At 29.7% G+C, this 12,467-nt stretch carries 12 protein-coding genes; 3 read left to right on the top strand and 9 right to left on the bottom strand.

What is annotated here, in order from left to right; genetic code table 4:
• Nucleotides 1-20 precede the first annotated feature (20 nt).
• The 3 genes from tyrS (at nucleotide 21) to P690_RS0101225 (ending at nucleotide 3,122) form a co-directional block, all read left to right on the top strand.
• Complete coding sequence (gene tyrS, locus P690_RS0101235; protein WP_027121986.1) at nucleotides 21-1,268, top strand: tyrosine--tRNA ligase; 1,248 nt, start codon at nucleotides 21-23, stop codon at nucleotides 1,266-1,268.
• A gap of 5 nt (nucleotides 1,269-1,273) precedes the next feature.
• Nucleotides 1,274-2,611 carry a signal recognition particle protein gene (ffh, locus tag P690_RS0101230; RefSeq protein WP_027121985.1) on the top strand — a complete coding sequence of 446 codons (1,338 nt, stop codon included), beginning with the start codon at nucleotides 1,274-1,276 and terminating at the stop codon, nucleotides 2,609-2,611.
• Nucleotides 2,612-2,684: 73 nt separating this feature from the next.
• The gene (locus tag P690_RS0101225) at nucleotides 2,685-3,122 is read left to right on the top strand and encodes an Ohr family peroxiredoxin (protein WP_027121984.1); all 438 of its coding nucleotides are present in this window, start codon (nucleotides 2,685-2,687) and stop codon (nucleotides 3,120-3,122) included.
• A gap of 172 nt (nucleotides 3,123-3,294) precedes the next feature.
• Here P690_RS0101225 and P690_RS0101220 read toward each other — a convergent pair whose 3' ends face one another.
• The 9 genes from P690_RS0101220 to P690_RS0101180 form a co-directional block, all read right to left on the bottom strand.
• Nucleotides 3,295-4,401, bottom strand: coding sequence for an ABC transporter permease (locus P690_RS0101220; RefSeq protein ID WP_027121983.1), 1,107 nt, complete (start codon nucleotides 4,399-4,401; stop codon nucleotides 3,295-3,297).
• On the bottom strand, nucleotides 4,401-5,417 hold the full coding sequence (locus tag P690_RS0101215) for an ABC transporter ATP-binding protein (protein ID WP_027121982.1): 1,017 nt from the start codon (nucleotides 5,415-5,417) through the stop codon (nucleotides 4,401-4,403). The genes P690_RS0101220 and P690_RS0101215 overlap by 1 nt, the downstream gene beginning before the upstream one ends.
• A gap of 308 nt (nucleotides 5,418-5,725) precedes the next feature.
• On the bottom strand, nucleotides 5,726-6,631 hold the full coding sequence (locus P690_RS04615; protein ID WP_027121981.1) for a DnaJ domain-containing protein: 906 nt from the start codon (nucleotides 6,629-6,631) through the stop codon (nucleotides 5,726-5,728).
• A 3-nt stretch (nucleotides 6,632-6,634) separates the two neighbouring features.
• Entirely contained in the window at nucleotides 6,635-7,624 is a 990-nt protein-coding gene (locus tag P690_RS0101205) for an NAD(P)H-dependent glycerol-3-phosphate dehydrogenase (RefSeq protein WP_027121980.1), read from the bottom strand.
• Between the two features lie 49 nt (nucleotides 7,625-7,673).
• Nucleotides 7,674-8,786 (bottom strand): DnaJ domain-containing protein, encoded by a 1,113-nt coding sequence (locus P690_RS0101200; RefSeq protein WP_027121979.1) that lies wholly within the window; start codon nucleotides 8,784-8,786, stop codon nucleotides 7,674-7,676.
• 35 nt (nucleotides 8,787-8,821) lie between these two features.
• Nucleotides 8,822-10,222: a Fe-S cluster assembly protein SufB gene (sufB, locus tag P690_RS0101195; RefSeq protein WP_027121978.1), complete on the bottom strand. Its 1,401-nt coding sequence runs from the start codon at nucleotides 10,220-10,222 to the stop codon at nucleotides 8,822-8,824.
• Between the two features lie 3 nt (nucleotides 10,223-10,225).
• On the bottom strand, nucleotides 10,226-10,660 hold the full coding sequence (locus P690_RS0101190) for an iron-sulfur cluster assembly scaffold protein (protein WP_027121977.1): 435 nt from the start codon (nucleotides 10,658-10,660) through the stop codon (nucleotides 10,226-10,228).
• Entirely contained in the window at nucleotides 10,647-11,843 is a 1,197-nt protein-coding gene (locus P690_RS0101185) for a cysteine desulfurase (protein ID WP_027121976.1), read from the bottom strand. The genes P690_RS0101190 and P690_RS0101185 overlap by 14 nt, the downstream gene beginning before the upstream one ends.
• Nucleotides 11,824-12,462 carry a SufD family Fe-S cluster assembly protein gene (locus tag P690_RS0101180; RefSeq protein WP_027121975.1) on the bottom strand — a complete coding sequence of 213 codons (639 nt, stop codon included), beginning with the start codon at nucleotides 12,460-12,462 and terminating at the stop codon, nucleotides 11,824-11,826. Before P690_RS0101180 ends, P690_RS0101185 begins: the two co-directional genes overlap by 20 nt.
• Nucleotides 12,463-12,467: the final 5 nt, after the last annotated feature.

Genomic DNA, 12,467 nt, shown 5'->3' with positions numbered 1-12,467 from the left:
TTTATATTTAACAGATGCTTATGAACTTTATTTCTGAACTTAAAAAACGCAACATTATTAAACAGATTTCCAACGAAGAAAAATTAACACTAGCACTTAAAGATCACAAAGGTGTTTATGTTGGTTTTGACCCAAGCGGTGAATCTCTACACTTAGGTAATTTAATTCCAATTATTGTTTTACGTTACTTAAAAAAAATTGGTTTTAAAACTTATGCAATCTTAGGTGGGGCTACTGGTTTGATTGGCGATCCTTCTGGAAAATTAAGCGAACGTAAGATTCAAGATCATGAAAGGATCTTATATAACTCTAATAAAATTAAAGCTCAACTAGAACGATATACCCAAGCAACAATTATCAACAACATTGATTTTTATCAAAATATGAATATCCTAGATTTCTTAAGAGAAACAGGAAAATTAATCAATGTTGGGTATTTATTAGACAAAGAATTCATTCGTTCAAGAATTGAAGGCGGAATCTCTTATGCAGAGTTTTCATATAACCTTATTCAGGGTCACGATTTCTTAAACCTTTATGAAAAATATGATGTACAAGTTCAATGTGGTGGATCAGATCAATGAGGAAATATTACTACAGGAATTGATCTAATTAAAAGAAAACATGGTGATAAAAATACGCAACACTTATGCGGTTTAACATTTAATTTATTATTAAATCCTAGTGGTAATAAGTTCGGTAAATCCGAGCAAGGTGCGCTTTTTTTAGATGAAAATTTAACTCATCCATACGCAATCTGACAATACATTTATAACCAAGATGATCAATTTATTATTGATCTAATTCATCGTTATGTTTTAGACGTTTCACTTGATGAATTACAAAAGGTTATTGATGCACATTTAGCTGATAAAAAATCAAGAATTGGACAAAAATATTTAGCTGATTATCTAATCAGATTAATTCACTCTGAACAACATTTACAAAACGTTCATAAGATGAATAAGGCGTTGTTCGATAGCCAACTAGATCAATTATCAGATCAAGAAAAATTAGTGGTATTCTCAAGTTTTGACAAAGTTGAATTAGACAGAAGCCAATCATATCTAGCGATTGAGCTTTTGTTACAAGCAAAAGTAGCAGATTCTAAAAGAATCTTGCGTGAATTAATCTCACATGGATCAATCCAAATTGATGATCAAAAAATTAGCGATCCACAAGCAACAATTACGCCAAAAAAAGAGCAAAAACTATCAGTTATTAAAAAGGGTAAGAAAAACTACTTTATTGTAGTTTGAAAAGGTTAATTAATATGTTCAAATCAATGATTTCATCGATTGTTACTAAGTCGTTAAAAAAAAGACTGATCAATCAAACGATTAAAGAAGAAGATCTTACTGAAGTATTACGCGAAATTCGCATAGCTTTATTAGATGCCGACGTAAATATTAATGTCGTTAAAACGTTTATTAAAGCTATTAAAGAAAAAACAATTGGTCAAGCGGTTGATCGTAGTACTGATGTTCAAGCTTATTTCTTAAAAATCATTAAAGATGAATTGCTTGATATTTTAGGTAAAGATCAACAACCACTAAAGGTTGATAAGAAATTAGCCAAGATTATGTTAGTTGGGCTACAAGGTTCTGGTAAAACTACAACTGTTGCTAAATTAGCTAAATTCTTAAATAAACAAAAACAAAAAAACAGTTTATTAGTTGGTCTTGATGTATATCGACCAGCAGCGATTGATCAACTTAATACTTTAGCTAATCAGATTAATATGCCCTTTTATAACGAAGGCTTAACTGATCCAGTTAAAACTGCAAGAAACTCATTAGAAGTTGCTAAAGAAAAGAATTGCGATCTTATTATTTATGATACTGCTGGTCGATTACAAACTAATGTCGAATTAATGAACGAATTAGTTAATATTCGCAACGCAGTTGATCCTGATGAAATCATCTTAGTTGTTGATGGTCTATCTGGTCAAGAAATCATTAATATTGCCACAGAATTTAATAACTACTTAAAATTAAGCGGAATTATTATTACCAAACTAGACAGTGATGCTAGAGCTGGTGCTGCATTATCATTAAGATCAATCTTAAATGTTCCAATTAAGTTTTCAACTAGTGGTGAAAAACTTGATGCTATTGAATTATTTTATCCTGAAAGAATTGCGGATCGAATCTTAGGGTTTGGTGACGTAATGACATTGGCTGAAAAAGCTCAAGAAGTTTATGATGAAAAATCAACAATGAAAGCATTTGAAAAAATGCTTTCAGGTCGAATGGATCTAGAAGATTTATTGCAACAAACTCAATCAATAGCTAAGATGGGCGGGTTGAGTTCATTAGTAAAAATGTTACCAGGGTTTGCTAATAAAATTAGTGAAGATAAAGTTGAAGAAGCAACGCAAAAGATTCATATATGAAAAATCTTAATGTCTTCAATGACATTAAAAGAACGCAGAAACCCTAAATTATTAATAAAAAATCCCGCAAGAAAAGCTAGAATTGTTAAAGGGTCTGGGAGAAAAGTTGAAGAGTTAAATAAGTTATTAAAAGACTGACAAAACGCTTCAAGCAAGATGGAAGAAATGGGTAGAATGTTGAAATCTAACAAGAATCCGTTTGGTTCTTTATTTTAGAAATGCTTTAAAAAGGTTTATTTAAAATACTCCTTTATAATTTATTTATAAATAAATTAACGAAAGGATTTTCATGTTTAAAAAAGTTTACGAAACTGCTGCAGTTGCTAAAGCTGGTAGAGAAGGTTTAGTTAAAACAACTGACGGACAATTATCATTAAATTTAGGTTTCCCTAAAGCTATGGGTGGTACTCACACTGATAGATTCAACCCTGAACAATTATTTGCTGCTGGATACGCAAGTTGTTTTTCTCAAGCTGTTTTTGCTGTTTCTAAAAAATTAGGTGTTGAATTTAAAGAAGCTCCAATTGAAGTAACTGTTCAATTACACGCACAAGACGAACCAATGGCTTTTGAACTAAGAGTAGGAATCTCACTAACAGTTGACCTTCCAGAAGCTAAAGCTAAAGAATTAATGAAGTTATCTCACGAAACTTGCCCATATTCTAAATTTGCTAAGCCATCTCAAATTCTTTGATTAAAAGTTAACGGCATCGAACTACCTCACTAATTCATAATTAAAATGTTTATCTAACACATCCATTTGGATGTGTTATTTTTTTATACAAATTAACACAACGTTTAATTAATTAAAATGGACGGAAGATTAAAATTTCTATTCAAATCTTCCATCCATTTTTAACTTAAATATTATGTATTTATACAAATATAAAAATTTAATACTACCGTTTTCTAGAATATTTCACTGCGTATAACAAGAACATAAATAAACCTAACATTGCAACAATGTAAATAGCTGAAACATAAGGTTTAACATCTTGTCCAACTAATGTTGTTTTAGCATAATTTCTAATCCCGCTATTAATGCCATCAGTTAATTTTTCTACAATCTCATTTGCTGTTTGCAACGCTTGTTCTTTTTGCATATGAGCATTATCCATAAAAAACATTAGTAATGTTTTTTCATCATTATTACTTAGAGTTACACTAACATTTTCAGCAGTTAATGTGTTCACACTAGATGTAATGATATCGTGATCAAGCGATACATTGTTTAACAGAATGCTAGCTTCTGTCTGTGGAATTAATGAGATTGCTGCACTTAAACCTTTTGGCAATAATGAAATTGGAAAATAACCGCCGATTAAAAAACCACCAGCAGATGATAACATTGCAGTTAATACTAGGAAAATTGATAATTTCTTAATGTAAGAAAAGATAAATACAAAGAAAATTGAGTTGATTAAACAGATTAAGATCGTTACACCAATTGTTGCTAATATTGTTTGCGGTTTTGAAAATGGTGATGTAGGAAATCTTGCAACAATGTATATGTAGATAAATAATAGTGCTGATAAAGTTATTAGTAAATTAAATAAGATGTTAAATACTACATAAGACAATCTTACAGTTGTAGTTTTAGTTGGGGTAATAAAGAAGTCTTCTAAAATGCGTTCTTCACGATCTTGAACAATATTTTGTGATAGTTGTACTGCTGTTGTTAGCGCTGTGATTGAGATTAATCCCGATAACAACGTTCCGTTAAAGATATAGTTGGAAACTTCAGTTGTAAATTGTGTTGTGTATACCAATTCAATTGCACCAAGATCTCTTAGCGATTTTTGTGATTCGATTGGTAATGAACTTAAAGTTAAAAAAGATACCGCTCGACCGCCAGGGTCAAAGCTATTTCTTTTAATAATCAAAATGAATACTAATAAAGTAATCACTGGACCTAATAGGATGAAGAAAAATCTTGTTTTATTTCTTAAGAATAACTTGATGTTTCTAATTAGAAGACTACCAAAAGTTGTTTTTGCTCGTATCATTATTTAGATCTCCCTAACTTTCATCAGTGCTTTTGTTCGTGTTGAAAAACTTGTTCTGGATGCTTTTTATTTTCTTCATTTGTTAGATTAATAAAAACATCTTCCATATTACCTTTTATTAGTTCAAAATTATCAAATTTACCGATATTTTCTTCAGTAAATTGATGGGCTTGATTATATGAATCAAAAGCGACTCTTAAATAACCACCCTTAACTTCATAAGTTAGGTTTTTTGATTCAATTAGTTTTCTTATTGAATGATCAGATTTATCTTGAACTAATAATCACGATTTAGCATATTTAGTTTTAAGTTCGGCTGGAGTACCTTCTGCTAGCTTCTTGCCTTGCTTAATTACGATCGTATAATCACAACCGTCAGCTTCATCCATATAGTGCGTGGTTAAAATAATTGTTAACCCTCGTTCAATTCTTAATTTTTCTAAAATATCTCATACCATTCTGCGTGAGATTGGATCTAGTCCTGTTGTTGGTTCATCTAAAAATAAGATTGAAGGATTGTGTGCTAACGCTCTAGCAATATCGACTCTTCTTCTTTGACCACCAGACAAACTACCATATTTTCTTGAAATAATATCATCAAGCTTAAAGTTAGACACCATATCATCAACAACTTCTTTGGTAGTTTTGTTTTTAAACTCATTTTTGTATAAAGATAATCTTGAGTATAAGTTTTCATAAACCGTTAGATTCTTATCTAAGATTGAGTTTTGAAAGACAATGCCAATATTATTTCTTATTTTGGTAAAATCACCCTTAACTTCTTCACCAAATAACTCAATAGAACCCGAATCTTTTGATAAAAGTCCCATAATGATATTTAAGGTTGTTGTTTTTCCAGCACCATTGATTCCTAAAAACCCATAAAACTGCTTTCTATAAACTTTAAAACTAAGATTGTTTAACGCCTTTTTGCTGCTGTTCTTTTTGTTCTTGTCAAAAGTTTTGTTAAGATTGGTTATCTTAAGAATAACTTCGTTATTTTCTAAATTTGTCATCAAAAGTTTCTTCCTGTAAAAGCTAATTAAATAACAATAACGATTAATTGTTCAAATATATAAAAAAATCGTAATTTCTAAAGTTTTTCAAACCTTAAAATTTAAATATTTTCGTTATGAAATCTAAAAATTTACTGTGAACTTAATTATTTTAATCTTAAGAAAAAAGCTTAAAATTCCAACATAAATTCAATTCAATTATACAAAAAATATTTTGTTAAGGCTAAAAAGATTTTTCATTTAAAAAAATTTTTAACTAACAAAATATTCTATTTAATTTATTGGTTGTTTATTAAACAGAATTACTTCTACAAGACGTATTCATTAAGAACTTCGTATGCATGGTTGATCTTTTTAAACATCTCTTCTGCTTGAGGGTCTTTATTAAGATCAGGATGATATTTTTTAGCTAACTTGCGATAAGCAGATTTAATATCATCACTCGAGTCACTTTTGCTTACACCAAGGATAGAGTATGCTTCTTCAATCTCTTGTTCATTATTAGGTCCAAGATTAAATGTCGTATTAAAATCAACATTGTCTCAATCAACACTATTGAAATCAAAACCAAAACTTTCTTGGAATGCTTGAGTATCTTCAGTCATCACTTTTTCATACCAAGCATACTCTTCAGCTTGCTTGCGCTTCTTAGACTCTTTTTGCTTCTTCTTGGCTTCTTTAGCTTTCTTACGTTCTTGTTTTTTATCAGCTGCTCACTGAATGAAATCTTCAATTTGAAACTCAGCAGTTTTCTCGGCACGTCTAGGATCAATTACACTATCAGAGAATAACCTTTCACGACCATCACTAAAAACATCAACATGTTTGTTATTTATTTTTGAATGTTGATAATGATAGTTATATAGTGAATCATCGAATAAAAAAGAATTAGTATAGCGACTATAATAACTATTATGAAAATCATTATAGAATGCTTCAGTTCTTTTTTCGTAATAAGCTTCTTCTTGTTCTAAAGCGCTTCTATAATGATTTGGTTGATAGTTTGAATTAGGATATTGACTATGAAGCAGATCTTCGATATGATAAAGCGATGTAGTTTGGGATAAAGAAATATCCTTAACTAAATTTCGATAAAATTCATCTAATTTGATTGCTTTTAATGGAATTGATCGATTATTTTCATTTTTAGCTACTTCGTAATCATCAAAATAAGCAATTGCATTTTGTTTGATTGATTGTTGTTTGTCATCCATAAATTAGTTGATCAACTTTTTAATTAACACAGATTCATCTAAGTCTTCATATAAAATCTGATAAATTGTTATTAGTAATTTTAGATCTAAATTATTAGCTTTAATGATCTCATACATCGTTTTAGCCGCAATATATCCTTCAACGGTATTGATGTTTTTTTCAAGAGCGTTTTTAATTCCAAATTTAGCAACTAATTTACCAAAACTAAAGTTACGTGATTGTTCGTTTGTACAAGTAAGAATGAAATCTCCAATCCCACTTAGCTGGGTGCAATCTTTTGGTCGGTATTTATCTTTTGCTAAACTTTGATACATACTATCCATTTCATTAAATAGTTTGGTTAGAATTGCTGATCTGGTGTTAGCTGAAGTAGTTTGTTCAAAAATAATTCCTGTACCAATCGCACAAACGTTTTTGATTGCTGCAAACAACTGTGCTGATAGTTCGTTATCAAACGGAACTAATTCAAAAGTTTCGTTGTTAAATAATTTAGCCACTTTATGACAACTGATCATATCATCAGATACAGCATTAATCACAGTTGGGTGGTTATCAAATACCTCTGTCGCAAACGAAGGTCCTAGTAATGATGTTAATGATAATAGATTCTTACTAAACGCCCGCTTAATCACTTCAGATCAAAACTGCTTAGTATTAGCTTCCATTCCTTTAGCAACATTTATTAGATGTACTTTACGATCTTTTAAAACGTTAGCTAACTTAGCTAAAACATCATTAAAAAACTTTGATGGAATTGCTAACAATAAATAATCACACCCATCAACTACTTGTGATAAATCACTTGATACTAAATCGGGTGCTTTAAATAATTTTTTATTACCAAAATAACGATTGTTATAACCTTTTTTAAGGTTATCAATCTCATCTTCATCAATTCCTCACATCTTAACAATGTGACCATTTTTTAACAAAATATTTGCTAGAGCAGTTCCTCATGCTCCAGTACCTAAGATACCAACTTTAGTTTCCATTATAAACTTACTTTCATCTATATTGATTATATTAACAATTTAGAAAAGTTTATAACGAATTATTTGAAGCTCCTTTTTTGTTTGCGCGTTTTTCGCTTACTTCTTGAGATTCAATTGCTTTCTTAGTTAAGTAAGAAGCATAGAAAACACTAAGGAATAATACAGCCGTAATAATTCAAATGAACTTAACCTTTTTAAACTCGCTATTAGTATTAATAAAATCGTTTGATAAATAAATATTTAAAAAGCTTAAGATCGTTATGATGCCAAATAAAACTCAAACAAATGGGAATCAACCAATACTAATAATGTTGTAAGCATCAACTAATGCCGAGTTGTTTTGTAAGAAAACAAAGATCAGGCTCACAATTAAACAAACAATCATGATGTAGCTTAATACTAATTGGATGTTAGTTGTAGTTTTAATCATCCAAGCACTGTTATTTCAGCGTTTAGGAAATAATTGATCTGGATCAACTTTTCTTACTTCTTTAACTTTTTTCTCTTTTTTAACCTTGACTTGTTCAGTTTCTTGATTAGTTTCTGCTTGTTTTTCAGCTTTTTGTTTGGTTTTCTTATCCTCTCGGAATGGTGGTGGCGGTGCTTTTTTCTTAACTGATGGATCTTCGGGATTCTTAGCACATCAAACCTCAAAGCTCATCATAGCTGGGTTTGATTGTTTTAAGTACTGATCATAACGAACTCTTCTTGAAGGGTTGCTTAAAACTTCATAAGCTCGTTCAATCTTGCGGCTCATTTCAGCTGATTGAGCATCTTTAGCAAATACTGTTGAGTATTGCAACCGCATCATTTTGTATTGAATCGTTATCTTTTCAAGTGAATCATTCGCATTTACTTTTAAGATCTCATAATAGTTTTGATTCTGCGTTTTTTGATTAAAGAACGGGCTATTGTTATAAGTTGCAGCTCTTGCTCTTCTTTGTTTAAGTCTGCGATCAAAATCAAATCTAGTTGTTTCATTACTTAAAATAGAATATGCCTTGTTAATCTCCTTGAACTTTGCTTCAGCATCAGGAGCTTTATTAACATCAGGGTGATATTCTCTAGCTAGGCGTCTAAAGGCTCTTTTAATATCATCTTTAGAAGCATCTTCGCTAACACCTAATAATTCATAATAATTTGACTCTACAAAAGGCCGCATAAACTAGTTTGTTTTAACTAATTAATTATAAACGATTAACCTACACTTCCTTCCATATCCATTGTAATTAAACGATTTAATTCAATCGCATATTCCATCGGAAGCTCTTTAGTAAATGGTTCTATGAATCCCAAAACAATAAGGTTTTCTGCTACGTCTTTAGGTATTCCTTTAGACATCATATAGAACAATTGTTCTTCGCTAATGTTTGAAACCTTAGCTTCATGTTCTAGTGATGAATATTTGTTTTTGATAATCTCAGTAGGTAATGTATCAGTTCTTGAAATGTTGTCGATTAATAATGTGTCACACTCAACCTTTGAAGTTGAATAATGTGCATTTTTATCGATTTTAACTAATCCACGATAACATGTATCACCACCATTGAATGAAACTGATTTAGAAACAATTCTAGATTTAGTATAAGGGGCTAAATGAATCATTTTAGCTCCTGCGTCTTGGATAATTCCTTTATTAGCAACAGCAATTGAAATACAGTCACTTGAAGCATATTGACCCGCTAATATTGATGAAGGATATTTCATATTAATCTTTGCACCAATATTACCGTCAATTCAAGACATCTTAGCATTTTCATAAACGATCGAACGTTTTGTAACTAAGTTTAAAACGTTATCAGATCAGTTTTGGATTGTTGTATATCTTCCCACAGAATCTTTATGTAAGAACACTTCTACAACAGCGCAATGCAGGTTATCTTCTGAATAAACCGGAGCCGTACATCCTTCAACATAGTGACATTTAGCACCTTCTTCAAGGATGATGATCGTTCTTTCAAATTGCCCAACTCTGCGACCGTTAATTCTGAAGTAAGCTTGCAACGGTTTTTTAATCTCAACACCCTTTGGAACATAAACAAAAGATCCACCAGATCAAAAAGCTGTATTTAGTGCAGCAAATTTATTGTCGTTTGTTGGTACAATTGTTCCAAAATATTTTTTAACTAATTCTGGGTATTTTTGTAGTGCTGTATCAGTATCTGTGAAAATCACACCATTTTCAGCTAATTCTTTTTCAATACTATGATAAACCGCTTGCGAGTCATATTGAGTTGATACCCCATTTAAGAATTTAGCTTCAGCTTCCATAATTCCTAGTTTTTTAAAGGTATTTTTAATCTTTTTAGGAACTTGATCTCAACTATATTGAGGATTATCAACTGCCTTAGAGTACATTACTGCATTATCATAATCGATAAATGAGAGATCAGGGCCCCAACTAGGATTTGGCATTTGCATAAAAGTATCAAATGCTTTTAATCTGATATCTAACATTCATTCTGGTTCATTTTTTACTTTTGAGATCTTTTTTACAATCTCTCTAGAAATTCCTTTGTTTGTTTCAAAGATCGCAGTATCTTTATCATAGAAACCATATTGGTATTTCTTATTTAATATTTTTTTTGATATTGGCATGGTTTACTCCTTACTTAAATATTCATTTAAAGCTTTCGCATTAATCGTTGCACAAATAATCCGATTGGATTGCATGCTAACTGATGAAAAAATTTCAAATTCTTCGGCTAAAATTGGGTTTTTTTTATCCTTAAAAATAAACTCTAGATAAGCTGATAATAGTTTCTTTACTTCTTCGATCTTCTTATTAATTAAGTATTTTGATAAAAAATCAAAAGTCGTTTGAGAAATAATGCAACCACTTCCACTAAACTTTAGATCAACTAAAATATCATCTTTAATTAATAAATAAATATCGAACTGATCAGCACAACTATCTGATTTAATTTTAATAACTTCATAGTTTGGATCATTTAAAGGTGTTTTGATGTAGTTTTTGGGATTTTGATAACAATCAATGATGATCTGTCTTCTGATTAGTGGATTAGAATAATTCATTTAAAATATCCTTTAGATTGAATTCTTCAATTACTTTAAAAAAGTAATCAATCTCTTCTTTTGTATTATAGATTGATAAAGAAACGCGTACGTAACCATCTTTTTGATATTTCTTTAATAAGTGTACACAAGATGAACCCGCTCTTGTAATAATCTTTTTAGTAGACAGATATCAAGCTAAATCCTGAGAATGAATATTTGGAATTTGCACTAAAAATATTGGAAAATTAGCTTGTTCATTTATTAGAATTAATTTCTTTTGTTGTTTAACTTTTTGTTTAAAATAAGCAACTAATTCATTTTTGTAATCATTAAAATTATTTTTATAGATTTCATTAATAAAATCTAAAGATTTAGATCATGCATAGATTGCAGCAACATTGTTTGTTCCTGCTTCGTATTTTAATGGGTTACTTTTAAGCTCAATATTTTTTGAATCAACATCAAAATCATAATACATATCTCCGCCATATTTAAGTGGATTAAGAATTTTTTGTAAATCTTTTTTAATATATCCGATACCAAGACCTGTAGGTCCAAATATCTTATGAGCTGAAAAACATAGACCGTCGATATCTTTGCTGATTGCAATTGGTTCTTGCGCTGCAAGTTGAGTTGCGTCAATAAAAACTAAACAATTTTTATTTAACGTTTTAATTTGCTTAGCATAATCTAAATAATTTACCTTATATCCAAAAATATTTGAAAGACCCGAGAATGATATAACTTTGGTTTTATTACTAATTTTATCCTTAATTTCATCTAAAGATTTAACTAAAGTAAATTTAAGATTATTTCTTCTAGATAATTCCAATCAATTAACTAAGTTACTTGCATGTTCTAACTCATTAACAATTATTTCATCACCAGATTTTAAATATTCATGAAGACCAAATGCAAATAAGTTTAAAATTTCGGTTGCTGAACTATTAAAAATAATTTCATCACTATTAACTGATAAAAATTGCGCTGTTTTTTTTCTAGTTTCAAAAATTAAATCATTTAATTTATTAGATAAACTTGTGTTGTTATTGTGAGGATTTAACGATCAATTTTGATAATATTCGCCAATAGCATTCACGACCAAGTCTGGCTTTAAACTAGTAGCTGAATTATCAAAATAGATTCAATTCTTATTGTTATTGAACCAACTAAACTTTTTTCTAATTAATTGAACTTTCATAATTAACTTTTAAAAATAGATCTTCAATTTGTTTAATCATTTTAGTTCGTTCTTCTTCACTATCAATAATGCTAATAGTTTTAATGAAATAACCCATTAAAATTAACTTAACTGCTTCAGCTTTTTTAACACCCTTAGACATCAAATAGAATAAATGATTTTGATTTAATCTACCCACAGCCATAGCATGCTTAGCTTTAACGTTATTATCATCAATTATCAGTTGGGGCTCACCTTTAACAACAGCATCATCACTTAACAAAACACCTCTAATTTCTTGAACTGTATCATTTTGATGAGTTTTGTTTTTAATAACACTGGTAATTGTCGATGAAACATTTGAATGATCTGCAGCAACAACATAGTTTTGATATACACTTCTAGCGTTGTTGGATAAATGATTTAATCTAATATTATATTTTTTGTTGTTTTTATTAATTCCAAAAGTAGAAATGATAACTTTTGCCGATGAATTTTCAGATAAGTTAACATTTATATTTAAATTCGAATCATTATCATGAATGTCTAAAAAGTGAATAAAACTATCAACATTTTTAGGTATTGGATAATCTAATTGTGATGTTTTGGAATCGACTAAAACAAAGTATTTTTTATTCATAATTA

Origin of the sequence: Mycoplasma imitans ATCC 51306 (assembly GCF_000518305.1) — a bacterium.
GTDB lineage: Bacteria > Bacillota_I > Bacilli_A > Mycoplasmatales > Mycoplasmoidaceae > Mycoplasmoides > Mycoplasmoides imitans.
This window is presented reverse-complemented; position numbering and strand designations above follow the sequence as displayed.